The 26217-nt window shown below is 59.5% G+C and carries 26 protein-coding genes; 20 read left to right on the plus strand and 6 right to left on the minus strand.

The window, feature by feature from the left end:
• Window positions 1-34: 34 nt before the first annotated feature.
• The 4 genes from CQ009_RS08830 (at window position 35) to purT (ending at window position 2867) form a co-directional block, all read left to right on the plus strand.
• Entirely contained in the window at window positions 35-559 is a 525-nt protein-coding gene (locus CQ009_RS08830) for a gamma carbonic anhydrase family protein (protein WP_064393263.1), read from the plus strand.
• Complete coding sequence (locus CQ009_RS08835) at window positions 556-765, plus strand: DUF1289 domain-containing protein (RefSeq protein WP_105705639.1); 210 nt, start codon at window positions 556-558, stop codon at window positions 763-765. Before CQ009_RS08830 ends, CQ009_RS08835 begins: the two co-directional genes overlap by 4 nt.
• A gap of 352 nt (window positions 766-1117) precedes the next feature.
• The gene (locus CQ009_RS08845) at window positions 1118-1585 is read left to right on the plus strand and encodes a VUT family protein (protein WP_105705643.1); all 468 of its coding nucleotides are present in this window, start codon (window positions 1118-1120) and stop codon (window positions 1583-1585) included.
• Window positions 1586-1685: 100 nt separating this feature from the next.
• On the plus strand, window positions 1686-2867 hold the full coding sequence (gene purT / locus CQ009_RS08850; protein WP_102900595.1) for a formate-dependent phosphoribosylglycinamide formyltransferase: 1182 nt from the start codon (window positions 1686-1688) through the stop codon (window positions 2865-2867).
• 88 nt (window positions 2868-2955) lie between these two features.
• Here the strand turns inward: purT and CQ009_RS08855 are convergent, their stop codons facing one another.
• The 3 genes from CQ009_RS08855 to CQ009_RS08870 form a co-directional block, all read right to left on the minus strand.
• Window positions 2956-4272, minus strand: coding sequence for an MFS transporter (locus CQ009_RS08855; RefSeq protein WP_064393258.1), 1317 nt, complete (start codon window positions 4270-4272; stop codon window positions 2956-2958).
• 229 nt (window positions 4273-4501) lie between these two features.
• Window positions 4502-5743, minus strand: a complete 1242-nt coding sequence (locus tag CQ009_RS08865; protein ID WP_105705648.1) for a transporter associated domain-containing protein — start codon at window positions 5741-5743, stop codon at window positions 4502-4504.
• A 12-nt stretch (window positions 5744-5755) separates the two neighbouring features.
• Window positions 5756-6568 (minus strand): inner membrane protein YpjD, encoded by an 813-nt coding sequence (locus CQ009_RS08870; protein ID WP_038357737.1) that lies wholly within the window; start codon window positions 6566-6568, stop codon window positions 5756-5758.
• A 210-nt stretch (window positions 6569-6778) separates the two neighbouring features.
• On the opposite strand from CQ009_RS08870, the gene ffh reads away from it, so the two are divergent.
• From ffh to CQ009_RS08900, 6 genes are all read left to right on the plus strand, one after another.
• Window positions 6779-8155 (plus strand): signal recognition particle protein, encoded by a 1377-nt coding sequence (gene ffh, locus CQ009_RS08875; protein ID WP_008081630.1) that lies wholly within the window; start codon window positions 6779-6781, stop codon window positions 8153-8155.
• A gap of 251 nt (window positions 8156-8406) precedes the next feature.
• Window positions 8407-8658 carry a 30S ribosomal protein S16 gene (gene rpsP, locus CQ009_RS08880; RefSeq protein ID WP_003185073.1) on the plus strand — a complete coding sequence of 84 codons (252 nt, stop codon included), beginning with the start codon at window positions 8407-8409 and terminating at the stop codon, window positions 8656-8658.
• Between the two features lie 5 nt (window positions 8659-8663).
• Window positions 8664-9200 (plus strand): ribosome maturation factor RimM, encoded by a 537-nt coding sequence (gene rimM, locus CQ009_RS08885; RefSeq protein ID WP_064393256.1) that lies wholly within the window; start codon window positions 8664-8666, stop codon window positions 9198-9200.
• A 2-nt stretch (window positions 9201-9202) separates the two neighbouring features.
• Window positions 9203-9955, plus strand: coding sequence for a tRNA (guanosine(37)-N1)-methyltransferase TrmD (trmD, locus tag CQ009_RS08890; RefSeq protein WP_038357743.1), 753 nt, complete (start codon window positions 9203-9205; stop codon window positions 9953-9955).
• 45 nt (window positions 9956-10000) lie between these two features.
• A complete protein-coding gene (rplS, locus tag CQ009_RS08895; RefSeq protein ID WP_003175895.1) occupies window positions 10001-10351 on the plus strand; it encodes a 50S ribosomal protein L19 in 351 nt (116 codons plus the stop codon).
• A gap of 91 nt (window positions 10352-10442) precedes the next feature.
• Window positions 10443-10856 (plus strand): acyl-CoA thioesterase, encoded by a 414-nt coding sequence (locus CQ009_RS08900; protein ID WP_105705650.1) that lies wholly within the window; start codon window positions 10443-10445, stop codon window positions 10854-10856.
• Between the two features lie 89 nt (window positions 10857-10945).
• Here CQ009_RS08900 and CQ009_RS08905 read toward each other — a convergent pair whose 3' ends face one another.
• A complete protein-coding gene (locus tag CQ009_RS08905; RefSeq protein WP_105705653.1) occupies window positions 10946-12757 on the minus strand; it encodes a sodium:proton antiporter in 1812 nt (603 codons plus the stop codon).
• A 108-nt stretch (window positions 12758-12865) separates the two neighbouring features.
• Here CQ009_RS08905 and xerD point away from each other — a divergent pair, with 108 nt between their 5' ends.
• From xerD to CQ009_RS08940, 7 genes are all read left to right on the plus strand, one after another.
• Window positions 12866-13762, plus strand: coding sequence for a site-specific tyrosine recombinase XerD (xerD, locus tag CQ009_RS08910; protein WP_105705655.1), 897 nt, complete (start codon window positions 12866-12868; stop codon window positions 13760-13762).
• A gap of 242 nt (window positions 13763-14004) precedes the next feature.
• A complete protein-coding gene (dsbC, locus tag CQ009_RS08915; protein WP_105705657.1) occupies window positions 14005-14736 on the plus strand; it encodes a bifunctional protein-disulfide isomerase/oxidoreductase DsbC in 732 nt (243 codons plus the stop codon).
• A 130-nt stretch (window positions 14737-14866) separates the two neighbouring features.
• A complete protein-coding gene (locus CQ009_RS08920) occupies window positions 14867-16171 on the plus strand; it encodes a homoserine dehydrogenase (RefSeq protein WP_064393251.1) in 1305 nt (434 codons plus the stop codon).
• Between the two features lie 66 nt (window positions 16172-16237).
• Window positions 16238-17647: a threonine synthase gene (thrC, locus tag CQ009_RS08925; protein ID WP_064393250.1), complete on the plus strand. Its 1410-nt coding sequence runs from the start codon at window positions 16238-16240 to the stop codon at window positions 17645-17647.
• Between the two features lie 121 nt (window positions 17648-17768).
• Window positions 17769-19127: a transporter substrate-binding domain-containing protein gene (locus tag CQ009_RS08930; RefSeq protein ID WP_105705660.1), complete on the plus strand. Its 1359-nt coding sequence runs from the start codon at window positions 17769-17771 to the stop codon at window positions 19125-19127.
• A gap of 127 nt (window positions 19128-19254) precedes the next feature.
• A complete protein-coding gene (locus CQ009_RS08935; protein WP_064393248.1) occupies window positions 19255-19662 on the plus strand; it encodes a response regulator in 408 nt (135 codons plus the stop codon).
• A 162-nt stretch (window positions 19663-19824) separates the two neighbouring features.
• A complete protein-coding gene (locus CQ009_RS08940; protein ID WP_064393247.1) occupies window positions 19825-20106 on the plus strand; it encodes a DUF3509 domain-containing protein in 282 nt (93 codons plus the stop codon).
• 176 nt (window positions 20107-20282) lie between these two features.
• On the opposite strand, the gene CQ009_RS08945 is transcribed toward CQ009_RS08940, so the two are convergent.
• Together CQ009_RS08945 and CQ009_RS08950 are read right to left on the minus strand one after the other, a co-directional pair.
• The gene (locus CQ009_RS08945) at window positions 20283-21236 is read right to left on the minus strand and encodes a TIGR02285 family protein (protein ID WP_163024162.1); all 954 of its coding nucleotides are present in this window, start codon (window positions 21234-21236) and stop codon (window positions 20283-20285) included.
• Window positions 21190-22389: a CaiB/BaiF CoA-transferase family protein gene (locus CQ009_RS08950; RefSeq protein ID WP_064393245.1), complete on the minus strand. Its 1200-nt coding sequence runs from the start codon at window positions 22387-22389 to the stop codon at window positions 21190-21192. The genes CQ009_RS08945 and CQ009_RS08950 overlap by 47 nt, the downstream gene beginning before the upstream one ends.
• A gap of 146 nt (window positions 22390-22535) precedes the next feature.
• Here CQ009_RS08950 and CQ009_RS08955 point away from each other — a divergent pair, with 146 nt between their 5' ends.
• From CQ009_RS08955 to CQ009_RS08965, 3 genes are all read left to right on the plus strand, one after another.
• Window positions 22536-23078: a YaeQ family protein gene (locus CQ009_RS08955; protein ID WP_007908961.1), complete on the plus strand. Its 543-nt coding sequence runs from the start codon at window positions 22536-22538 to the stop codon at window positions 23076-23078.
• Between the two features lie 55 nt (window positions 23079-23133).
• Complete coding sequence (gene recJ, locus CQ009_RS08960; protein ID WP_105705662.1) at window positions 23134-24843, plus strand: single-stranded-DNA-specific exonuclease RecJ; 1710 nt, start codon at window positions 23134-23136, stop codon at window positions 24841-24843.
• 253 nt (window positions 24844-25096) lie between these two features.
• The gene (locus tag CQ009_RS08965) at window positions 25097-26203 is read left to right on the plus strand and encodes an NADH:flavin oxidoreductase/NADH oxidase (RefSeq protein WP_064393243.1); all 1107 of its coding nucleotides are present in this window, start codon (window positions 25097-25099) and stop codon (window positions 26201-26203) included.
• The last annotated feature ends 14 nt before the right edge of the window (window positions 26204-26217 follow it).

The raw sequence follows: 26217 nt of genomic DNA on the forward strand, positions 1-26217 counted from the left end.
ACGGCCATTCACCGTGAGCCCTGAGGAAAACAAGATGAAATACCGCTTGGGCGACGCCCGTGTCGAGACCCATCCACAGAGCTGGGTCGCCCCCAATGCCGTGCTGGTGGGCAAGGTCAAACTGGAAGAAGGCGCCAACGTCTGGTTCAACGCCGTGTTGCGTGGCGACAATGAACTGATCCTGATCGGCAAGAACAGCAACGTCCAGGACGGCACCGTGATGCACACCGACATGGGCTATCCGCTGACCATCGGCACCGGCGTGACCATCGGCCACAATGCGATGCTGCATGGCTGTACCGTCGGCGATTACAGCCTGATCGGCATTAACGCGGTGATTCTCAACGGCGCGAAGATCGGCAAGAACTGCATCATCGGCGCCAACTCGCTGATCGGCGAAGGCAAGGAAATTCCCGATGGTTCGCTGGTCATGGGTTCGCCGGGCAAGGTTGTGCGCGAGCTGACCGAGGCGCAGAAGAAGATGCTTGAGGCCAGCGCCGCCCACTATGTGCATAACTCGCAGCGTTACGCGCGCGATCTGGTTGAGCAAGAACAATGACGACTGTCGAAAGACCTGTCGCCTCGCCGTGCGTGAATATTTGTGCGCTGGATGAGCAGGATATTTGTACCGGCTGCCAGCGTACGGTCGCGGAAATCACCCGCTGGGGCCGCATGACCAATGACGAGCGCCGCGTGGTGCTGGGGTTGTGTCATGAGCGGGCGAAGGCGAGTGGGTTGGTGTGGATGATCCCTTCGAAATCGTGAACGGCTAGAGATTGCCCTCACCCTAACCCTCCCGAAACGTCGGACCGCCCATTGGGAGAGGGGACTGACCGAGGTGTCTTACGCTATACGCCGACCTGACATGTCGAGTCGGACTCAAGATTTGAAAGGCCCCCAATAGGCTCCCTTTCCCCCTCGCCTGAAGGGAGAGGGAGCGACCGCGTTGATTGCTCGGGTCGCACCGACCTGGGTTATCGAGTCGAACTCGGGAGTCGATTCAACGAAGTTCTGCTCCCTTTCCCCCTCGCCCCCCATGGGGAGAGGGCTGGGGTGAGGGGGTGGCTCTTGATCTGCGGGTCCAGTAATCTGTGCGCCAATCTGCCAGGTCGCCTCCATGATTTTCCTCATCGCCTACATCAGCAGCGTCGTGCTGATCAACTTCGCCTTTTCCACCGCGCCACACCTGGACATCATCTGGTCGGCCTGGGGCGGTCTGGTGTTCATACTGCGCGACATGGTGCAAACCCGTTTCGGTCACGGTGCGCTGGTGGCGATGCTGGCGGCGTTGGTGTTGTCTTACGTCACCTCCGATCCGTCCATCGCGCTGGCCAGTGCCACGGCATTCGCGGTGTCGGAAATCATCGACTGGCTGGTATTCAGCATCACCAAGCGCCCATTGCGCGACCGCTTGTGGATCAGTTCGGCGCTGAGTATTCCCCTCGATACCTTTATCTTCTTCGGCATGATCGACCTGCTGACGCCGCCGGTGATCATCACTGCGCTGCTGTCGAAATTCGCGGGTGTCACCGCCGTTTGGCTGATCATGGCCTGGCGCGATCGCAAACAGGCCGTCGCCGGCTGAAGCCAAACCCTCGGGTTCATGTAAAATGCCGCGCTTTCTCCCCATGGAAAGCGCGTCTGGCGTTGCTTTCCTCGATGATCCGCTTCTTTGAGGACCTGAGATGACCCGTATCGGAACTCCATTGTCGCCGACCGCGACCCGCGTATTGCTGTGTGGCTGTGGTGAGTTGGGCAAGGAAGTGGTGATCGAGCTGCAACGCCTGGGCGTTGAAGTGATCGCCGTTGACCGCTACGCCAACGCGCCGGCCATGCAAGTTGCGCATCGCAGCCACGTGATCAACATGCTCGACGGCGCTGCCCTGCGCGCAGTGATCGAAGCCGAAAAACCGCACTTCATCGTGCCGGAAATCGAAGCCATCGCCACCGCCACGCTGGTCGAACTGGAAGCCGAAGGCTTCACCGTGATCCCGACCGCGCGCGCGGCGCAATTGACCATGAACCGTGAAGGCATTCGTCGTCTGGCCGCTGAAGAGCTGGATCTGCCGACCTCGCCATATCACTTCGCCGACACCTTCGAGGACTACAGCAAAGCCGTTGAAGACCTGGGCTTCCCATGCGTCGTCAAACCGGTGATGAGTTCGTCGGGCAAAGGCCAGAGCTTGCTGCGCAGCGCCGATGACGTGCAGAAAGCCTGGGATTATGCGCAAGAAGGCGGTCGCGCCGGTAAAGGTCGGGTGATCATCGAAGGTTTCATCGATTTCGATTACGAAATTACCCTGCTGACCGTGCGCCACATCGGCGGCACCACGTTCTGTGCGCCGGTCGGTCACCGTCAGGAGAAGGGCGACTATCAGGAATCGTGGCAGCCGCAAGCCATGAGCCCGATTGCCCTGGCTGAGTCCGAGCGCGTTGCCAAAGCGGTGACTGAAGCGCTGGGTGGCCGTGGTCTGTTCGGCGTTGAGCTGTTCATCAAGGGTGATCAGGTGTGGTTCAGCGAAGTCTCGCCGCGTCCGCATGACACTGGTCTGGTTACATTGATTTCGCAGGATCTGTCGCAGTTCGCTCTGCACGCTCGCGCGATTCTGGGCCTGCCAGTGCCGTTGATCCGTCAGTTCGGGCCTTCGGCTTCTGCGGTGATTCTGGTGGAAGGGCAGTCGACCCAGACCGCATTCGCCAATCTGGGTGCTGCGTTGAGCGAGCCCGATACGGCGTTGCGTCTGTTTGGTAAACCGGAAGTGAATGGCCAGCGCCGTATGGGCGTGGCGCTGGCGCGGGATGAGTCGATCGAGGCTGCGCGTGCCAAGGCGACCCGTGCTGCTCAGGCTGTTGTCGTAGAACTCTAAACCGAGTCGCGCCCATCGCGAGCAGGCTCACTCCTACAGTTGAAATGCGTTCCCCTGTAGGAGTGAGCCTGCTCGCGATGGCGGCCTATCAGGCAACCCGATTCAGATCGTTGCCACGCGTTTCCTTCAGGCACAGCACCGCAATCAAACTCAGCACCGCCGCCCCCGACACATACCCGCCGACATAACTCAAACCCCCCATTGCCACCAGTTTCTGCGCAAAGAACGGCGCCGCCGAGGCCCCGACAATGCCGCCCAGGTTATACGCCGCCGAAGCGCCGGTATAACGCACGTGGGTCGGGAACAGCTCTGGCAACAGCGCCCCCATCGGCGCGAACGTCACGCCCATCAAGAACAGCTCAATGCACAGAAACAGCGCTACGCCCCAGGTCGAACCCTGAGTCAGCAGCGGCTCCATCAGAAACCCGGAAAGTATCGCCAGCACGCCACCGATGATCAGCACCGGTTTGCGTCCATAACGGTCGCTGGCCCAAGCGGACAGTGGTGTGGCGGCAGCCATGAACAGCACGGCAAAACACAGCAGCCCAAGGAATGTTTCGCGACTGTAGCCGAGCGTGGAAACTCCATAGCTGAGGGAGAATACCGTCGAGATATAGAACAGCGCATAACACACCACCATCGCCGCTGCGCCCAACAAGGTTGGCGCCCAGTACTGGCTGAACAGCTCGACCAGCGGCACCTTCACCCGTTCCTGCCGAGCGACGGCATTGGCGAATACCGGGGTTTCATGCAGCTTCAAACGCACATACAAACCGACCATCACCAGCGCTGCGCTGAGCAGGAACGGAATGCGCCAGCCCCAACTGCGAAATTGCTCGTCATCGAGGGTCATGGCCAGGGTCAGAAACAAGCCGTTGGCCGCGAGAAAACCAATGGACGGGCCGAGCTGCGGGAACATGCCGAACCACGCGCGTTTGCCCTTTGGCGCGTTTTCCGTGGCGAGCAGGGCGGCACCGCCCCATTCGCCGCCCAATCCCAGGCCCTGACCAAAACGCAGCACGCACAATAGAATCGGTGCCCACGCGCCGATGGTGGCGTAACCCGGCAGCACGCCAATCAGCGTTGTACATACGCCCATCAACAGCAAGGATGCCACCAGCGTCGACTTGCGCCCGATACGGTCACCGAAGTGGCCGAACAGCGCCGAGCCCAGCGGTCGGGCAAGGAAGGCGATACCGAAAGTAAGAAACGCCGAGAGCATCTGCGCGGTGCCGGACGTCTGCGGAAAGAACACCGGCCCGATCACCAGCGCGGCCGCCGTGGCGTAAACATAGAAATCGTAGAACTCGATTGCGGTGCCGATAAAACTCGCCGTCGCCACGCGGGTGGCGGAGTTGGTCGGTTGGGCAGGAGCGGTGTCGCTATAAGCAGTACTGGTCGTCATGCGGTGATCCCTGACAGTCATGAGCTCCGTTGGAGCGAATTATTATGGTCGAACACCCAGGGATGTGGGATGAGGCGCGGTCGCTGTTTCAGGTAGGAACAGTCGCCGGAGTGCAGCGGAAATGGCCGAAACCTGTTGTGTGCGGGGTAAGCACGAGGCTCGGCGGCGCTTGGGTAAGCGCCTCGATTATAGGAAGGGGGCTAACGATTGAACAAGAGCAAAAAGTCGTCTATCGGGCAGGCATCAGAGCAGGCACAGACGAGGTATGCCAGATCAACACCTTGCTCACCCGGTTCTCCTCGGTCTCGAGAATCTCCAGGCGATAACGGCCGATCTTCAAGCAAACCGCACTCTCGGGAATCGTCTCCAGTGCTTCAGTCACCAACCCGTTCAGCGTTTTCGGCCCGTCGCTCGGCAAATGCCAGCCCAGGCACTTGTTCAATTCACGAATCGAAGCGGTGCCATCAATCACCATTCGTCCATCGGGCTGCGTATGAATATGCGGGTTATCGAGGCTGTGCTCACTTTCAAATTCGCCAACGATCTCTTCGAGAATATCTTCCAGCGTGACGATACCAAGCACTTCGCCGTACTCGTCGACTACCATGCCCAGCCGTCGCTGTTGCTTGTGGAAGTTCAGCAGCTGCAGTTGCAACGGTGTGCTTTCCGGTACGAAGTACGGCTCGTAACTTGCCGCCAGCAGGGTTTCACGAGTCAAATCGGCATTGTTCAGCAGATGACGGATCTGCCGGGTATTGAGCACGGCTTCAACCTGATTGATGTCGCTGTGAAACACCGGCAGGCGCGTGCGCTTGTTATGGCGCAGTTGTTCAATGATCTCTTCGATCGAATCGTCGAGGTTGATGCCGTCGACATCACTGCGCGGCACCAGAATGTCGTTGACCGTAATGTTGTCCAACGCGTGGATGCCTGAAACCGGATGTGCATGAACCGGGTGCTCGGGGTCATCGTGACGATCGGAAGGGGCATCGTCTTCGCTTTGCTGTACCACTTGCGCTTTGCGCACGAACGGACGCATCAGCAGGCTGCTGATACGGCTGAACAGCCAGGCAAGCGGATAAACGACCTTCAGTGGTACTGCCAACAGGGAGTTACCGAAAGCCAGCACGGCATCGGGGTAGCGCCGGGCGACAGTGCGCGGGAAGTAATCGGCGAACACCAGCAGGATCGCGCCGCCCACCAGGCACGCCGCCCACGGGCCGTTTTCTTCACAGAGGAAAATCGCCAGCAGCGTCGCGATCACCACAGCAAGCGCACGGCACAGGGTGTTGCAGAGGATCAGGCTGTCGAGCGGGAAGCTCAGCTTCGCCAGCGGTTTATCGCTGGCGCGCGAGGCGGTGCGCTGCGCAAGCAGGTGTTGCTGCGCGATTTCGACGGCGGTAAACAGCCCTGACCATAAAATCAGCAGGACAAATACCGCGAGCATCGGCCCTAGGGGCAAACCGTCCATTTATGCCGCCCGTCAGATGTGCAGGATGTATTCGCGAACCAGTTTGCTGCCGAAATACGCCAACATCAGCAGACAGAAACCGGCGAGAGTCCAGCGAATCGCCTTGTGACCGCGCCAGCCGAGACGATTACGGCCCCACAGCAGCACGCTGAATACGATCCAGGCCAGGCAGGCCAGCAGGGTCTTGTGCACCAGGTGCTGGGCGAACAGGTTCTCGACGAACAGCCAGCCGGAAATCAGCGACAGCGACAGCAGCGTCCAGCCGGCCCAGAGGAAACCGAACAGCAGGCTTTCCATGGTTTGCAGCGGCGGGAAATTCTTGATCAGCCCGGACGGGTGCTTGTGCTTGAGTTGGTGGTCTTGCACCAATAGCAGCAAGGCCTGGAACACCGCGATGGTGAACATGCCGTAGGCGAGGATCGACAACAGAATGTGCGCGAGGATGCCCGGCTCTTCGTCGATGATCTGCACCGTGCCGGTGGGCGCGAACTGCGCCAGCAACACCGTGACCGCGCCGAGCGGGAACAGCAGCACCAGCAGGTTTTCCACCGGGATTCGTGAACAGGCGATCAGGGTCAGGGCAATCACCGCCGCCGCGATCAGGCTCGAGGCGCTGAAGAAGTCCAGGCCCAGACCGATCGGCGTCAACAAGTGAGTGAGCAGACTGGCGGCGTGGGCCACCACGGCGAGCGCACCGAGGCTGACCAGCAGGCGCTTGTTCGCCTTGGCGCCGGTGGCCAGGCGGGTGCTCTGATAAAGGGTCGCAGCGGCATATAGAAGGGCGGCGGCGAGGGTGGTCAATAAACTGGGTGACAAGGGGAGCATAAATCCTGTTAGGCAAGCCCGAAAGGGGCTGAGTTTGGCATAGAACCGCCATCGCACGAAAGACTCAGGAAGCTGACAGCGAGGTGTCCGCCAGCCGCAGTCTTCGCTATAATCCGCGACCTGCCCACGCCGCAGGCTCGCCGAGCACATGTTGATTCCGGTCTGGGCCGCCATTATCCCGGTCTACACAGGGCCTGAAAGGATCGCGCAATGTTTGAAAACTTAACCGACCGTCTCTCGCAGACGCTGCGCCATGTCACCGGCAAGGCGAAGCTGACCGAGGACAACATCAAAGACACCCTGCGTGAAGTGCGCATGGCGTTGCTCGAAGCCGACGTCGCCCTGCCGGTGGTCAAGGACTTCGTCAATTCGGTCAAGGAGCGCGCTGTCGGCACCGAGGTGTCGCGCAGCCTGACGCCAGGCCAGGCGTTCGTGAAGATCGTCCAGGCTGAACTCGAAAGCCTGATGGGCGCGGCCAACGAAGACTTGAACCTGAGTGCCGTGCCACCTGCCGTCATTCTGATGGCCGGTCTGCAAGGTGCGGGTAAAACCACCACCGCCGGCAAACTGGCGCGCTTCCTTAAAGAGCGCAAGAAGAAGTCGGTCATGGTCGTGTCGGCGGACGTTTACCGTCCAGCGGCGATTAAACAGCTGGAAACCCTGGCCAATGACATCGGCGTGACGTTCTTCCCGTCCGACCTGAGCCAGAAGCCGGTCGACATCGCCACCGCGGCTATTAAAGAAGCAAAACTGAAATTCATCGACGTGGTCATCGTCGACACCGCCGGTCGTCTGCACATCGACGAAGAGATGATGGGCGAGATCAAGGCGCTGCACGCCGCGATCAACCCGGTCGAAACCCTGTTCGTGGTCGACGCCATGACCGGTCAGGACGCCGCCAACACGGCCAAGGCCTTCGGTGATGCTCTGCCGCTGACCGGTGTGATCCTGACCAAGGTCGACGGCGACGCCCGTGGCGGTGCCGCATTGTCGGTACGCGCCATCACCGGCAAGCCGATCAAGTTCATCGGTATGGGCGAGAAGAGCGAAGCGCTCGACCCGTTCCACCCTGAGCGTATCGCCTCGCGCATTCTCGGCATGGGCGACGTGCTCAGCCTGATCGAACAGGCCGAAGCGACCCTCGACAAGGACAAGGCCGACAAACTGGCCAAGAAGCTGAAGAAGGGCAAGGGCTTCGACCTCGAAGACTTCCGCGATCAGCTGCAACAGATGAAGAACATGGGCGGCCTCGGTGGCCTCATGGACAAACTGCCGAGCATCGGTGGCGTCAACCTGTCGCAAATGGGCAATGCCCAGAACGCCGCAGAGAAACAGTTCAAGCAGATGGAAGCCATCATCAATTCCATGACCCCGGCCGAGCGCCGCGACCCTGAGCTGATCAGCGGTTCGCGCAAACGCCGGATCGCCATGGGCTCCGGCACTCAGGTGCAGGACATCGGTCGCTTGATCAAGCAGCACAAGCAGATGCAGAAGATGATGAAGAAATTCACCGCCAAAGGCGGAATGGCGAAAATGATGCGCGGCATGGGCGGAATGTTGCCCGGCGGCGGCATGCCGAAAATGTAAAGAATCCGCGCCGGTCGTCGTACCGGCGCAGACCCTGCAAGGACGCAGGATCAACAGCAAACCCGCACTCGGCGGGAGCTGACTGGCCGTTTTCATCGACGGCTCTATATGCAGATCTGCACGGCATGCCACAGGCGCCGGAAAAAGTCATTTGCAAAAGTCCGGATATTCCTTAGAATATGCGGCCTTTCGGGCACCCATGCCCGCTGTGCATTTAGATTTGCAGCACCGACTACAGGAACGATGTTCACATGCTAACAATCCGTCTTGCCCTTGGCGGCTCCAAAAAGCGCCCGTTTTACCACCTGACCGTAACCGACTCGCGTAACCCGCGTGACGGCTCCCACAAAGAACAGGTTGGTTTCTTCAACCCTGTTGCCCGTGGTCAGGAAATCCGTCTGTCCGTGAACCAAGAGCGCGTAGCCTACTGGCTGAGCGTTGGTGCACAGCCTTCTGAGCGTGTTGCTCAGTTGCTGAAGGAATCTGCAAAGGCTGCGGCCTGAGCAATATGAACGCGACGCCTGCTGTTGCCGATGATTTGATCGTTATTGGCAAAATTTATTCTGTTCATGGCGTTCGCGGCGAAGTGAAGGTTTATTCCTTTACTGATCCGACTGAAAACCTGTTGCAGTACAAAACCTGGACGCTCAAGCGCGAAGGCAATGTCAAACAGGTCGAGCTGGTCAGTGGACGCGGGAGCGACAAGTTCCTGGTCGCAAAGCTCAAGGGTCTTGATGATCGTGAAGAAGCTCGTCTTCTGGCCGGTTATGAGATCTGCGTGCCGCGCAATCTGTTCGCTGAATTGACCGACGGTGAGTACTACTGGTACCAGCTGGAAGGTCTGAAGGTCATCGACACCCTTGGGCAATTGCTCGGGAAAATCGATCATCTTCTGGAAACCGGCGCCAATGATGTAATGGTCGTCAAGCCTTGCGCTGGCAGCCTGGATGATCGCGAACGCCTGTTGCCCTATACGGAGCAATGCGTGTTGGCCATCGACCTGGCAGCGGGCGAGATGAAGGTGGATTGGGACGCGGACTTCTAAGCGTGGCTAACTTGCGCGTAGAAGTGATCAGTTTGTTTCCCGAGATGTTTTCCGCCATCGGCGACTACGGCATCACCAGTCGTGCGGTCAAACAGGGGCTCTTGCAGCTGACCTGTTGGAATCCGCGAGATTACACGACGGATCGGCATCACACTGTGGACGATCGCCCGTTTGGCGGTGGTCCGGGCATGGTGATGAAGATCAAGCCCCTGGAAGATGCTCTGGCTCAGGCCAAGGCAGCAGCCGGGGAGGCGGCGAAGGTGATTTACCTGTCCCCCCAAGGCCGTCAACTGAATCAGTCGGCGGTACGCGAGTTGGCACAATCGGATGCATTGATCCTGATTGCCGGCCGCTATGAAGGCATTGACGAGCGTTTTATTGAAGCTCATGTCGATGAAGAGTGGTCGATTGGCGACTATGTACTGTCTGGCGGCGAGCTGCCGGCCATGGTCCTGATCGATGCGGTTACACGACTGCTGCCTGGAGCTTTAGGGCATGCGGACTCCGCCGAGGAAGATTCCTTTACGGATGGTCTGCTGGATTGCCCGCACTACACCCGACCTGAGGTGTATGCGGATCAGCGTGTACCCGACGTGTTGCTGAGTGGCAACCACGCGCATATCCGGCGTTGGCGTTTACAGCAGTCCCTTGGTAGGACCTTTGAACGACGCGCCGATCTTCTGGAAAGCCGCTCGCTTTCTGGAGAAGAGAAGAAGCTGCTCGAGGAATACATCCGCGAGCGGGACGATAGTTAACAACGTATCGATGGTAGATCGAACGATTTACCTTAGGAGCACAGCATGACCAACAAAATCATCCTTGCACTCGAAGCAGAGCAGATGACCAAAGAAATCCCTACCTTCGCCCCAGGCGACACTATTGTCGTTCAGGTGAAAGTGAAGGAAGGCGATCGTTCCCGTCTGCAAGCGTTCGAAGGCGTTGTAATCGCCAAGCGTAACCGCGGCGTGAACAGTGCGTTCACCGTTCGTAAAATCTCCAACGGTGTTGGCGTAGAACGTACTTTCCAGACCTACTCCCCGCAGATCGACAGCATGGCTGTCAAACGTCGCGGTGACGTACGTAAAGCCAAGCTGTACTACCTGCGCGACCTGTCGGGTAAAGCAGCTCGCATCAAGGAAAAACTGGCTTAAGTCCAGCTTCCGATGCAGAAAAAAGCAGCCTACGGGCTGCTTTTTTGTTGCCTGCAATTTATTCACCGTATTTTCGTTTCAGGCCCGAACCATGACCACCCGCGACCAGGAAATCCAGCGCCGTACCGAACTCTCGGTAACCCGCGTAACCAAGGCCGTCTTCCCGCCGACCACCAACCACCACAACACTTTGTTCGGCGGCACCGCATTGGCATGGATGGACGAAGTCTCGTTCATCACCGCCACGCGTTTCTGCCGGCTGCCGCTGGTGACTGTGTCCACCGATCGCATCGACTTCAACCACGCCATCCCGGCCGGCTCCATCGTTGAGCTGGTCGGAAAGGTGATCAAGGTCGGCAACACCAGCCTCAAGGTCGAGGTGGAAGTGTTTGTCGAGAGCATGAGCTGCGATGGCCGCGAGAAAGCGATTCATGGGCAGTTCAGCTTTGTCGCGATTGATGATGAGAAGCGGCCGGTGCCGGTGCTGCCGGGTTTTGCTGCCTGATCTGAAACCGAGTCTAAGCCATCGCGAGCAGGCTCACTCCTACAGTTGGAATGCGTTCCCTGTAGGAGTGAGCCTGCTCGCGATTCGATTCAAGAGGCGCCGCTGGCCTCAGGCTGAATCAACGCCAACAACGTCCACCCCGCCCCAGGCTTCAGCGCCGTCTCCGGCGTCACCACATGCACCCAGCCACTGTCATCGCGCATGAACAACAACGTGGCGCGATTGCCATGCAGCGCCCGGTAATCCTCCCAGCCAAATCCATCTGTCAGCGTCGTGCTGTACAACTCGGCACCCTGGCCCATCTGGCTGGCCAGCTTCGCGTAAGTGAATGCCTCGCTACCCAACTGATTGCCGCGATGCTCAAGGCTGGCGCGGTGTTTGTCGCTGCGTCGGCTCTCATGCCCGCTGGCGAGACCAAACAGGCGCTGATGGCCGAAATCATGCCGAAAGCGCATCGCCGCCAGAGTATTGAGTTCGCCCGACGGCGACAGCGCCAGCAAATGCCCCAGCCCGACCAGATCCAGATGCGCATCGGCATGTTGCGAGGCCGGGTTGCCGAAATATGTCGGCAAGCCTTCCATCCGCGCCGCGCGAATATTTTCCCAACTCGAATCGGTCAACAGCACGCGGCTGCCCAGTTGCTGCAGCGATTTGCCCAGCTCCCGCGCTGGCCCGTTTGCGCCGACGATGAGGAATCCACTTGGCGCAGGCTCTGCAACCTTCAACAGGCGTGCCAGCGGTCGCGCAGTCGCACTTTGCAGCACAACGGTGCCGATGATCACCGCAAAGGTCAGCGGCACCAGCAGCAATGCGCCCTCGTGTCCGGCCTCATGCAGACGAATTGCAAAAATCGCCGACACCGCCGCCGCAACGATCCCCCGTGGCGCAATCCAGCACAGCAGTGCGCGCTCCCGCCAGCTCAGGCTCGATCCAGCCGTGCTGAGCAGCACGTTCAATGGCCGGGCGATCAGCTGAATCACCAGCAACAGAATCAACACCAGCGGCCCAAGGCCGATCAAGGCGTACAAATCCAGGCGCGCCGCCAACAAGATGAACAGCCCGGAAATCAGCAGCACGCTGAGGTTTTCCTTGAAGTGCAGGATGTGCCGCACATCCACGCCCTTCATGTTCGCCAGCCACATGCCCATCAACGTTACCGCCAGCAAACCGGACTCGTGCATCACCTCGTTGGAGGCAATGAAAATCCCCAACACCGCCGCCAGCGAGGCGAGGTTATGCAGATACTCCGGCAACCACTGCCGACGGATCACTGTGCCGAGCAGCCAGCCACCGACAATGCCGAACACCGCGCCGCACAGAATCACGCCACCAAAGGTGAACAGGCTCTGCTTGAGGCCATGACCTTCAGCGCTGGCGATGATGAAGCTGTACACCACCACGGCGAGGAGGGCGCCGATCGGGTCGATGACGATGCCTTCCCAGCGCAGAATGTTGGCGATCGAAGCTTTCGGCCGCACCACCCGCAACATCGGCACGATCACGGTCGGGCCGGTGACCAGCGTCAGGCTGCCAAAGAGAATGGCCAGCATCCAGTCGAAGCCGAGCAAAAAGTGCGTCGCGACGGCGATGACTACCCAGGTCGAGATCGCCCCGATGGTTACTAAACGATGGACAACGCTGCCGATCTCGCGCCATTCGGAGAGGTGCAGGGTCAGGCTGCCCTCGAACAGAATCAGCGCCACCGCCAGCGACACCAGCGGCATCAGCAGTGGGCCAAACATTTCCTGCGGATCAAGCCAGCCCAATACCGGGCCGACCAGGATCCCCGTCAGCAACAGAAACAGAATCGCCGGCAGCTTCAGGCGCCAGGCCAGCCATTGGCAACCCAGCGCCGCAGCGCCAATCCCGCCAAATGCCAATAGAATTTGCTGCTCGTTCATTGATGCTCCCTGTTCCTTGAAATTGCGGGCTATGAAAGACTAGTGCCCATTCCTACAGTTCACTCTACATTTGCTCACAGTCCTTGAGACTGTGTGACTTGAGCGCCCATGCCTGCCATCGATCATCCCCTCATTGACCAATTCCTCGACGCGTTATGGCTGGAAAAGGGCCTGTCCGATAACACCCGTGGCGCCTATCGCAGCGATCTGGCGCTGTTCAACGGCTGGTTGCAGGAGAAGAACCTGGAACTGATCAATGCCGGCCGCGAGCTGATCCTCGATCACTTGGCGTGGCGTCTGGAGCAGAACTACAAACCGCGTTCCACGGCGAGATTTCTCTCCGGTGTGCGTGGTTTTTATCGCTATCTGCTGCGGGAAAAGATGATCGGCGTTGACCCGACGTTACGCGTCGACATGCCACAACTGGGTCGGCCATTGCCCAAATCCTTGTCGGAGGCCGATGTTGAGGCGTTGCTCAAAGCGCCGGATCTGAGCGAAGCCATCGGCCAGCGCGACCGAGCCATGCTTGAAGTGCTGTACGCCTGCGGTTTGCGGGTGACCGAACTGGTCAGCCTGACGCTGGAGCAAGTCAACCTGCGCCAGGGCGTATTACGCGTGATGGGCAAGGGCAGCAAGGAGCGGCTGGTGCCGATGGGCGAGGAGGCGATTGTCTGGGTCGAGCGCTACATGCGTGATGGTCGTGGCGAGTTGCTCGGAGGGCGGCCCAGCGATGTGCTGTTCCCCAGTCAGCGCGGCGAGCAGATGACCCGCCAGACGTTCTGGCACCGCATCAAGCACCAGGCCAAGGTTGCTGGAATCGGCAAGTCGCTGTCGCCGCACACCTTGCGTCACGCGTTTGCCACGCATCTGCTCAACCATGGCGCGGACTTGCGCGTAGTGCAGATGCTGCTCGGTCACAGTGACCTTTCCACCACGCAGATCTATACCCATGTCGCCCGCGCCCGATTGCAGGAACTGCATGCCAAACACCACCCCCGCGGCTAACCACAGACCTCCCCCTGTAGGAGCTGCCGAAGGCTGCGATCTTTTGATCTTAGAAACTGAATCAAGAGATCGCAGCCTTCGGCAGCTCCTACATGAGGCAGGGGTGATGAGTGGCGACAGGCGCATTCGGCCACCGTGACCTTATGTGTTAGGCTTTGCCGGTTTGCACGATGGACGGTTATGACCCGGTGTTCCGGCACGGGCGTTCTGACCGTTTCATTTGTCCGCCTTCAGGAGTTCTCATGCGTCTGACCCAGATTTTCGCCGCCGCAGCCATTGCGTTGGTCAGCACCTTTGCCGTCGCCGATGACGCGGCCGACAAAGCCATTCGTAAAAGCCTGGAAAACCTCCAGCTCGAAGTCCCGGTCGAGAGCATTTCCGCCAGCCCGTTGCCGGGCATGTACGAAGTCAAGCTCAAGGGCAGCCGCGTGCTGTACGCCAGCGCGGACGGCCAATACGTGGTGCAGGGCTATCTGTTCCAGCTCAAGGACGGTAAACCGGTCAACCTGACCGAAAAGACCGAGCGCCTGGGCATCTCCAAGCTGATCAACGACATTCCGGTTGCCGAAACCGTGGTCTACCCGGCCGTGGGCGAAACCAAATCGCACATCACCGTGTTCACCGACACCACCTGCCCGTACTGCCACAAGCTGCACGCCGAAGTGCCGGAGCTGAACAAGCGCGGCATCGAAGTGCGCTACGTCGCGTTCCCGCGTCAAGGCCTGAACTCGCCGGGTGACGAGCAACTGCAAGCCGTGTGGTGCTCGAAAGACAAGAAAGCGGCCATGGACAAAATGGTCGATGGCAAGGAAATCAAGGCCGCCAAGTGCGAGAATCCGGTTTCCAAACAGTTCGCCCTCGGTCAGTCGATTGGCGTGAACGGTACACCGGCCATCGTTTTGGCCGACGGACAAGTCATTCCGGGCTACCAGCCTGCGCCACAAGTCGCCAAACTGGCGCTGGGCGCCAAGTAATTCGCATCGTCACGGTCAACCGTGACGATCATGGTCCGGCAGCGAGATCGCCGGGCCATTAATAGAGAGCCGCGAGCACGCGGTTGTTTTCCGGCCGACCCTGAGTCGGCCGTTTTATGGGGAGTTCACAGTGAATCCGGTCAAAGTAGGCATCTGTGGGTTAGGGACCGTCGGTGGCGGTACCTTCAACGTACTTCAGCGCAACGCCGAGGAAATTGCTCGTCGTGCCGGGCGTGGGATTGAAGTGGCACAAATTGCCACGCGCACGCCAAAGCCTCAGTTCCAGACGACCGGTATTGCGATTACCAACGATGTCTTCGAAGTGGCCACGAACCCTGAGATCGACATCGTCATAGAGCTGATGGGCGGCTACACCGTTGCCCGCGAGCTGGTACTCAAGGCCATCGAGAATGGCAAGCATGTGGTCACCGCGAACAAGGCTCTGATTGCCGTTCACGGTAATGAAATTTTCGCCAAGGCACGCGAGAAAGGCGTGATCGTGGCGTTCGAAGCAGCGGTGGCCGGTGGCATTCCGGTGATCAAGGCGATCCGCGAAGGCCTTTCCGCCAACCGCATCAACTGGGTGGCCGGGATCATCAACGGCACCGGCAACTTCATCCTCACCGAAATGCGCGAGAAGGGCCGTACGTTCGAAGACGTGCTGGTCGAAGCGCAAGCGCTGGGTTATGCCGAGGCTGATCCAACCTTCGACGTCGAAGGCATCGATGCGGCGCACAAGCTGACGATTCTGGCTTCCATCGCGTTCGGCATTCCGCTGCAATTCGACAAGGCTTACACCGAAGGCATCACCAAGCTGACCACCGCTGACGTCAACTACGCCGAAGCGCTGGGTTATCGCATCAAGCACCTCGGTGTGGCGCGCAGCACAGACGCCGGCATCGAGTTGCGCGTCCACCCGACGCTGATCCCGGCCGATCGCCTGATCGCCAACGTCAACGGCGTGATGAACGCGGTGATGGTCAACGGTGACGCCGCCGGTTCGACGCTGTTCTACGGCGCTGGCGCCGGCATGGAGCCAACCGCTTCGTCGGTGATCGCCGACCTGGTCGACGTGGTTCGCGCCATGACTTCCGACCCGGAAAACCGCGTGCCGCACCTGGCTTTCCAGCCGGACTCGCTGTCGGCCCATCCGATCCTGCCGATCGAAGCCTGCGAAAGTGCGTACTACCTGCGTATTCAGGCCAAGGACCATCCGGGCGTACTCGCTCAGGTAGCGAGCATCCTCTCGGAGCGCGGCATCAACATCGAGTCGATCATGCAGAAGGAAGTCGAGGAACACGACGGTCTGGTGCCGATGATCCTGCTGACCCACCGTGTGGTCGAGCAGCGCATCAACGATGCCATCGCCGCCCTCGAAGCGCTGGCCGGCGTCAATGGTCCGGTTGTACGGATCCGCGTCGAGCACCTGAACTAAGTCGTTGTCCTGCACCGGCCCCGTGAACGGGGCCAGTGCCGTGAACACTCTCCATTGGAGTCAGTCATGCGTTACATCAGTACCCGCGGCCAGGCACCGGCCCTGAATTTCGAAGACGTCCTGCTGGCTGGTCTGGCAACCGACGGCGGTCTGTACGTCCCGGAAAACCTGCCACGTTTCACCCAGGAAGAAATCGCTTCCTGGGCCGGCCTGCCCTATCACGAACTGGCCTTCCGCGTGATGCGCCCGTTCGTTACCGGCAGCATTCCCGATGCCGATTTCAAAAAGATTCTCGAAGAAACCTACGGCGTGTTCGCCCACAGCGCCGTCGCGCCGCTGCGTCAGCTGAACGGCAACGAATGGGTGCTGGAGCTGTTCCACGGTCCGACCCTGGCGTTCAAGGACTTCGCCCTGCAACTGCTCGGTCGTCTGCTCGACTACGTGCTGGAAAAGCGCGGCGAGCGCGTGGTCATCGTCGGCGCGACCTCCGGTGACACCGGCTCGGCCGCCATCGAAGGCTGTAAGCACTGCGAAAACGTCGACATCTTCATTCTGCACCCGCACAACCGTGTGTCCGAAGTGCAGCGTCGCCAGATGACCACGATCTTCGGCGAGAACATCCACAACATCGCCATCGAAGGCAACTTCGATGACTGCCAGGAAATGGTCAAGGCGAGCTTCGCCGATCAGAGCTTCCTCAAAGGCACGCGTCTGGTCGCGGTGAACTCGATCAATTGGGCGCGGATCATGGCCCAGATCGTTTACTACTTCCACGCAGCCCTGCAGTTGGGCGGCCCGGCGCGTTCGGTGTCGTTCTCGGTGCCAACCGGTAACTTCGGCGACATCTTCGCCGGTTACCTGGCGCGCAACATGGGCTTGCCGATCAACCAGTTGATCGTCGCCACCAACCGCAACGACATCCTGCACCGCTTCATGAGCGGCAATCAGTACGTCAAGGACACCTTGCACGCCACCCTGTCGCCGTCGATGGACATCATGGTCTCGTCGAACTTCGAACGCCTGCTGTTCGACCTGCACGGTCGCAACGGTGCAGCGATCGCCGGTCTGATGGATTCGTTCAAGCAGGGCGGCGGTTTCAGCGTCGAGCAAGAGCGCTGGACCGAAGCGCGCAAACTGTTCGACTCGCTGGCCGTGGATGACGCACAAACCTGCGAAACCATCGCCGAAGTCTACGAGCAGACTGGCGAAGTGCTGGACCCGCACACCGCCATCGGCGTCAAGGCGGCGCGCGAGTGCCGCCGCAGCCTGGATATCCCGATGGTGATCCTGGGCACCGCTCATCCGGTTAAATTCCCCGATGCCGTGGAAAAAGCCGGTGTAGGAAAAGCTCTCGAGCTACCTGCACATCTTTCTGATTTGTTTGAGCGAAACGAGCGTTGCACCGTTTTGCCAAACGAGCTGAAAGCCGTGCAAGCCTTTGTCAGCCAGCATGGCAACCGCGGCAAGCCGCTTTAAGCCTGGAAAAGCTGTCACATTTTGAAGCCCGTCTCCTGACGGGCTTTTTTGTTTCTGCTGCCACACTGCTCGGGTTTTCGCCCATGTAAGGACGGGTGAGTCGATCACGAAGGAAGTGGCAATGCTGTTTGAGAGAGGATGGATACATACCCTGAACGGGATTCTTCTTATGGGCCTGTTGAGCTGCTGGCGCATTGGCGTAGCGGCCCACCTGGTGCTGAATGAAGAACAGGCCCCAAGCGTCCGGCCTGTGGAGCTTAATGAGCACGAACGTCAATGGGTTCGCGAAAACCCGACCGTCATCGTCGCATCGGTGCAATACCCGTTGTACCTGTTCCAGGATGAGCACGGCCACTGGAACGGTTTGAATAGCGATTTGCTCAAGCGCATCAGCGCCATGACCGGTTTGCAGTTCGTTTTTCGAGAGTCGTTCTCCACCGACCGGATGCTTGAGCACCTTGAAAACGGTACCGCCGACATGAGTACAACGCTGGCAGACAACGATGAGCGCAGGATGACACTGGATTTCAGTCATGCGTTTGGCGGCGCTGGCTGGCTATTCGTCGGGCGCGCGGGCGAGCCGGCCGTACAATCGCTCGAACAATTGGCCAAGCGAGTATTGGTGTTGCCAGCACGACACGCGCTGGAAAGTACAATTCGCCGCGATTACCCCTCAATCGAAATACGTTCGGTAAAAACCTACGCTGAAGCCCGGGCACTGGTTGAAAGTGGCGAGGCCTACGTCACCATCGAAAACGAAATCGGCGCGCAACTGTTTCCTTCGGGACTGCTGCATGTCGGTGAGTTGCTGGAGGGCAAGTGGGAAGCCGATCACCTGGCAGTGCGCAAAGGCCAGCCCGAACTGCTGAGTATCCTGAACAAGGCGCTGGAAGCTTTTCCGGCCGTCGAGTTGCGCGCCATTCGCCAGAAATGGCTGGGTGGCATCGGCGCGGAGCGGACCTCCAAGCAACGCCGGAGCCTGACTGAACTGATTTTCTGGGGACTGTCTGCCGGCTGCATTTTCGCTGCGTTATCGCTGCTCTGGAATCGCCGCCTGACAGCGGAGATCAAGCAGCGCCACGATGCGGAAAAACATCTGGGCGATCAATTGGTGTTCCAGCGGGTACTACTCGATGCGATGCCCGATCCGGTGTTCGTCCGCGATCTGGAGGGACGCCTGATTTTGTGCAACAAAAGCTATGAAGAGGCGTTGTCGATCCGCTTCGATCAGGTTCAGGGGCAACGATTGATTGATGTCGATGCCGTCCCGGAAAGCACCGCTGGTTTGCTCCATGAAGAGTTCATGGAGCAACTGAGATCGCGCAGAACGCGCTTCAGCAAACGCCACCTGCAACTCAGAAGCGGCCACCGGGAGATTTACCAATGGACGGTGCCTTTTTACAGTGCCGATGGCCAATTACGCGGTTTGCTTGGCGGCTGGACAGATATCACTCCGGGCGACGCGGCGTCGGAAAGCTGATGTCTTGATTGAAGTAAGGAAAATTCCTATGTCACGCGCCGCCTTTTCCGATGGGAGGCTGTAGAAGGCTCGCCTAGAGTGAACGGCTACTGCGGGAGAGCCCGCGATTGCCGTCACAGAGGTTGCCATGCGCTCGCTCAAAGTCCTGATTCTCGAACCCGATCCTTATCAACTGATGGCGCTGCACCAGATGTTCAATGCAGTCGGAATCTACGATGTCCTGACCTCTTCGTCGCTGGCTTCGGCACGACGCTCGCTGGCGCACCGTGCCATGATCGACATTGCGATCTGCGATCCACTGCTCAGTGGTGGTGAAGGAATCGCGCTCATCCGGCAACTGGCGGAGCGTCAGGAGGCGCGCGCCGTCATTCTGTTGGGTCGGGCGCCGCCGGGATTGCACAGCGATCTCGAAGCGCTGCTGCAAGAGCATGAGCTACAGCTGTTGGGGCGGCTTCATACGCCGGTTTCGGCTGTACTGATGAGAGCAATGCTCGACAGTTACCTGATGACGGTAAGGCATCCGGCACGCGCGTGAGCAGGCAGTTATGTTTCTGTCATCTTCTCCGTGCATGCTCTGACAGGCCAGTGACAACTCAGGGACGAGTCGGCTATTCAGAACTTTCTTCTCGGGCCGGTGGTCATTTACTGTGGACACGCCCCAGACACAATGTTTTCGGACGATTGAGTGGAGATCGAGATGGAAAGTATCAGTCTATTGCTCGGTGAGGCTCTGAGCCCGTATCAGGTTTCCCTGTCACCTGGCGGCACCCGTGGCGAATGCCTGGTGAGCTTGAAGAACAGCAGCGGCGCCATCGTCGTAGAGCGCGAATTCAATCAGGCGCAGTTGAGCGACAAACGTCAGTTGACCGATGTGGTCGACGGCTTGCACCGCGACATCCTGATCGCCGAAGGGCGGCTGGAACCCTGTGTCATTGCGGCTTTGCGCAATGCAGCCCTGGACAAGCGTCCGGTGCTGTGAAGATGAAATATTTTTTGTGGGAACCTTCCGGCGTCCCTGTCAGTCAGACCCCATAACAGCAGGATCAAGCATTGTGCTCCGGTGCTTGTCGCTTGCTGCTACGGGTCTTTATGTAGGCCACGTTTAACCCCGAGTCGTCTCCCCACTTCTCGGGGTTTCTTTTGTCTGGCGTTTGCTTATTGCGCGGCCTGATGTTCGAAAAACAGATGGGCCTGCTCCAGGTAATCCTCGCGTCTGTCGGGGTCTAGCCACGCGGCGTAGAGCTCATTCAAGCGTTCGTGGGGCAGGGTGCGCAGCAGATGGTTGATCTCGGTGATGGCCTGACGTCCCTGTGTGGTGTCGGAACAGGCGACGTATCCTGAAAGATATTTGCCGTTGCCCGCAATCGGATAGAACTCGAGCTCATCTTCATTGATCTGCGCCTGTTTCGCCTGATAGCGAATCTCTGGCCAATAACCCAGCACCACCTGCAACCGGCCCAGTCGCTGCATCGACAGCAGATTGCTCAGCGCATCGTTGCCATAGTGCGCCGTCAGTGCGCCGCTGGGTGCCTGATGCAACCGGGTGTCGATGAATTCTCCGTAGCTGCGCTCGGCAACGACGCCGACTTTGCGGTCAGTCGCGGCCAGCAACGCCGACAGATCCACTTCACCATCGGCCAGATACGGTTCAAGCACCGCGCGATCCTGTTGGCGCACCACCAAGCCATTGGCCACCGCGCGAATCGCCGGGATCGAATACGCCACCCACTGCGCGCGCTCTTTGCTCCACAGCAGCGCGGGGTCGCAGGCGAAGGGGTTCTCATGAAGCATTTGCAGGCCGCGGGCACGATTGACCCGCATCACCTTGTGTTCGTACTGCGGCATGCCGGCAATCAGCATCGGCATCAGTTGATCGATCACGCCTTGGCCCTTTTTAGGGCCTTCGAAAATGGTCAGTGGCGGCAGATCACGCAGCAACCAGATCAGCGTCGGTTTTGCTTGAGCTCCGGCGGACAGGGCCAACAGAAATAACAGACTGAACAGCCGCCATGTCCACCAGTGACGGGCGCGGTTGTTGGGAGATGATGGCTGGCGCTTCAGCTTAAATGGCTCCGTCTTCACGCAGTCGGGCGATCTGTGTCTCGTCATAACCAAGATCGTGAAGTACCTGCGCATTGTGTTCACCCAGCTGCGGTCCGACCCATTCGGAAGAGCCCGGTGTCTCAGAGAGTTTCGGCACAATGCCGGGCATCTTGAAGTCCTTGCCGTCCGGCAGCTTGGCATGCAGGAACATTTCCCTGGCCAGATACTGCGGATCGTTGAACATGTCTTCGGCACTGAAGATCCGGCTGGCCGGCACACCGGCCTGATTGAGCAGGTCGAGCACGGTTTGCAACGGCTGCGAGTTGACCCAGCGATCAATGACGCCATACAGCTCATCGCGGCGATTATCGCGACCGTCGTTGCTGGCCAATGCCGGATCGTTAGCCAGATCATCACGGCCGATGATCAGCATGAAACGCTTGAAGATCGCATCGCCATTGGCGCCGATCTGCACATGCTTGCCGTCGGCGCTGGTGTGGATGGAGGAGGGTGTGATGCCGGGCATGATGTTGCCGGTGCGCTCGCGGATAAAGCCGAACACATCGAACTCCGGCACCATGCTTTCCATCATCGCGAAAATTGCTTCGTACAACGCCACATCAACTACCTGGCCGAGGCCGCCGTTGACCTCGCGATGACGCAGCGCCATCAATGCACCAATTACGCCCCACAGCGCGGCAATCGAATCGCCAATGGAAATCCCGGTGCGCACTGGCGGGCGGTCTTCGAAACCGGTGATGTAACGCAAGCCGCCCATGGATTCGCCGACCGCGCCGAAGCCCGGTTGATCCTTCATCGGTCCGGTCTGACCGAAACCGGACAGACGCACCATCACCAGTTTCGGGTTCAAGGCGTGCAGGGTTTCCCAGCTCAGGCCAAGTTTTTCCAGGACACCTGGACGGAAGTTTTCGATGAGGATGTCCGCTTCACTGAGCAGTTTTTTCAGGATCGCCAAACCGTCGGGGTGTTTTAGGTTCAGGGTCAGCGACTTCTTGTTGCGCGCCTGGACGAACCACCACAGGGACGTGCCTTCGTACAATTTACGCCACTTGCGCAGCGGATCACCGCCGTCCGGCGATTCGATCTTGACCACTTCGGCGCCGAACTCGCCGCAAATACGCGAGGCAAACGGCCCGGCAATCAACGTACCCAATTCAATGACTTTCACACCCGAGAGCGGTTTGTTGGCGAACGGCATACTGAATCCTGTAGGACAAGGCTGTGCGGATACAGCGTTTTAACATAGCCGGCGGTCAGACGCCGCAGCTTGATCGCCATCAATTCGATGATTGCCTACCGCATCGGTTAGACTTGCCGACTTTCCTCGTATCAAGAAGCCCGTTCATGGCCCAGCCGTCCACTACCTACAAGTTTGAACTGAACCTCACCGATCTCGACCGCAGTGTCTACGAGAGCGTCAAGCAGACCATCGCCCGTCACCCTTCGGAAACCGAAGAGCGCATGACCGTGCGCCTGCTGGCCTACGCCCTCTGGTACAACGAGCAGTTGTCGTTTGGTCGCGGTCTGTCAGACGTGGATGAACCTGCACTGTGGGAAAAGAGCCTGGACGACCGTGTTCTGCACTGGATCGAAGTCGGCCAGCCAGACGCCGACCGTCTGACCTGGTGCTCGCGTCGCACCGAGCGCACCAGCCTGCTGGCCTATGGCAGTCTGCGCGTCTGGGAAACCAAGGTGATCCCGGCGATCAAGAACCTGAAAAACGTCAACATCGCCGCCGTCCCGCAGGAAGTGCTGGAGACGCTGGCCAAGGACATGCCCCGCGTCATCAAGTGGGACGTGATGATCAGCGAAGGGACGATCTTCGTCACCGACGACCGTGGTCAGCACGAAGTCCAGTTGCAATGGCTGCAAGGTGAGCGCGGCTGATCCCGCGCCTTCAACTGCATAATCCCACGTATTAGAGAGAAGTCTCCGTCACCCCATGCGCATCGAACCTCGTCAACTGCCTGCCACGCTGCCCTTTCTGGGTGATATTCCTCCGCTGCTGACCCGCTTGTACGCGGCACGGGGCGTGCAGTCCGAGGCAGAGCTGGACAAGAGCCTGGCGCGGTTGATCCCGTTTCAGCAGCTCAAGGGCATCGACGCGGCGGTGGACTTGCTGGTGACGGCGCTGGAGCAGCGCCAGCGCATTCTTATCGTCGGCGACTTCGACGCGGACGGTGCGACGGCCAGCACGGTCGGTATGCTCGGTTTGCGTTTGCTCGGTGCGGCGCACGTCGATTATCTGGTGCCGAACCGCTTTGAATATGGCTACGGCCTGACCCCGGAAATCGTTGAAGTCGCTTTGACTCGTGAGCCGCATTTGCTGGTCACCGTCGACAACGGCATCTCCAGCGTCGAAGGTGTGGCCGCCGCCAAGCGCCATGGCCTCAAAGTGCTGATCACTGACCACCACTTGCCGGGCGATGAACTGCCGCAGGCCGATGCGCTGGTCAACCCGAATCAGCCCGGTTGCGAATTTCCGAGCAAGGCGCTGGCCGGCGTCGGGGTGATTTTCTACGTGTTGATGGCATTGCGCGCGCGGTTGCGCAGCCTCGGCTGGTACGAGAACAAGCCGCAGCCGAACATCGGCGAGCTGCTGGATCTGGTGGCGCTGGGCAGCGTTGCCGACGTGGTGCCGCTGGACGCCAACAACCGCATTCTGGTGCATCAAGGTCTTGAACGCATTCGCGCCGGTCGCGCACGGCCGGGGATCAAAGCGATCCTTGAAGTGGCCAAGCGTGACGCCGCGCGCATTACCTCCACCGATCTGGGGTTTATCGTCGGTCCACGCCTGAACGCCGCCGGGCGTCTGGACGACATGAGCCTGGGCATCGAATGCCTGCTCACCGCCGACGCCAATCTGGCCCGGGAAATGGCCGCGCAACTGGACGGCATGAACCAGGATCGCAAATCCATCGAGCAGGGCATGCAGCGTGAAGCGCTGGCGCAGCTCAAGGATTTGCCGGTCGAATCGATGCCGTTTGGCTTGTGCCTGTTCGATCCGGAGTGGCACCAAGGCGTGATCGGGATTCTCGCGTCGCGGATGAAAGAGCGTTACTTCCGTCCGACCATTGCCTTCGCCGATGCCGGTGATGGTTTGCTCAAAGGCTCGGGCCGCTCTGTTCAGGGCTTCCATATTCGCGATGCCTTGAGCGTGGTCGCGGCGCAGCATCCGACCCTGATCGCCAAGTACGGTGGCCACGCGATGGCGGCCGGTCTGACCTTGCCGCAGGAGAATTTTCCGCTGTTCGCCGAGGCATTCGACGCTGAAGTGCGTAGGCAACTTCGCGAGGAAGACCTGACCGGGCGCATGCTGTCGGACGGCACACTGGCGGTAGAAGAATTTCACCTCGAACTGGCCCGCGCCCTGCGCCACGCTGGGCCTTGGGGACAGCACTTCCCGGAGCCGCTGTTTCACGGCGTGTTTCAGTTGGTTGAACAGCGCGTCGTCGGCGAGCGGCATTTGAAAGTGGTGCTGAAGAGCGAATGTGGTTCGGTGAAACTGGATGGCATTGCGTTTGGGATTGACCGGGATATCTGGCCGAATCCGACGATCAAGTGGGTTGAGCTCGCCTATAAGCTCGACGTTAACGAGTTTCGGGGTAATGAGACCGTTCAGTTGATGATTGCTCATATCGAACCGCGCTGAAGATCAAAAGATCGCAGCCTGCGGCAGCTCCTACATAGAAGTGCGCTCTGTAGGAGCTGCCGCAGGCTGCGATCTTTTCTTGAATTTCCCCCGATCCCCCGTTGTCGACTAGGCTCTAAGCACTGCTTGATTGGCCTTGTGACGTCTTGTCGAATTTTTTGCCCGCGGGGGCGGGTGCTGCACCTTTTTCCTGTCACTCGTCGACTATTCAAACAGAACCCTGGAGCCTGCCCACTGATTTGAGAGGTGCCCCATGAGTCTGCTGCTTGAACCCTTCACCCTGCGCCAACTGACCTTGCCCAACCGCATCGCTGTGTCACCGATGTGCCAGTACTCCAGTGTCGATGGCCTGGCCAATGACTGGCACCTGGTACACCTCGGCAGCCGCGCCGTGGGTGGCGCAGGCCTGGTCTTCACCGAAGCGACGGCAGTCACCGCCGACGGGCGGATCACCGCCGAAGACCTTGGCCTGTGGAACGACGAACAGATCGAACCGCTGCAACGCATCACCCGCTTCATCACGTCCCAAGGCGCGGTCGCCGGGATTCAACTGGCCCACGCCGGGCGCAAGGCCAGCACCCATCGGCCGTGGATCGGCAAGCATGGCAGCGTCAAACCCGATGACGGCGGCTGGACACCGGTCGGGCCTTCGCCCATTGCCTTTGACCCACAACACACGCAACCGAAACAACTCGATGAAGGGCAGATTGCCGACGTCATTCAGGCCTTTGTCGATGCCGCGAAACGCGCGTTGAAGGCCGGTTTCAGTGTGGTTGAGGTGCATGCGGCGCATGGTTATCTGCTGCATCAGTTTCTCTCGCCGCTGAGCAATCAGCGCCGCGATCAGTACGGAGGTTCGTTTGAAAATCGTATTCGTCTGGTGCTGCAAGTGACGGAGGCGGTGCGGGCGGTTTGGCCTGAGGAGTTGCCGTTATTTGTTCGCGTTTCGGCTACCGATTGGGTTGAGGATGGCTGGAACCCGGATGAAACCGTCGAGCTGGCGCGACGCCTGCACACCCTTGGCGCCGATCTGATCGACGTGTCGTCGGGCGGAACCGCAGCCAACGCTGAGATTCCGGTGGGGCCGGGTTATCAGACGCGTTTCGCCGAGCGCGTACGTAAAGAGTCAGGCATCGCCACCGGCACTGTGGGAATGATTACCGAGCCGGCGCAGGCTGAGCACATTCTGCGCACCTGTCAGGCCGACATCATCTTCCTCGCCCGCGAGCTGCTGCGTGATCCGTACTGGCCGCTGCATGCCGACGATGATCTGGGTGGACGCAAAGCGGTGTGGCCGGCGCAGTATCAGCGTGCGACGCATCGGGATCAGCCGATTCATGAGTCTGATTTACGGGATTGAATGAATAGCGATAA

Source organism: Pseudomonas sp. MYb2, from assembly GCF_002979955.1.
In the GTDB taxonomy this organism is placed as follows: domain Bacteria; phylum Pseudomonadota; class Gammaproteobacteria; order Pseudomonadales; family Pseudomonadaceae; genus Aquipseudomonas.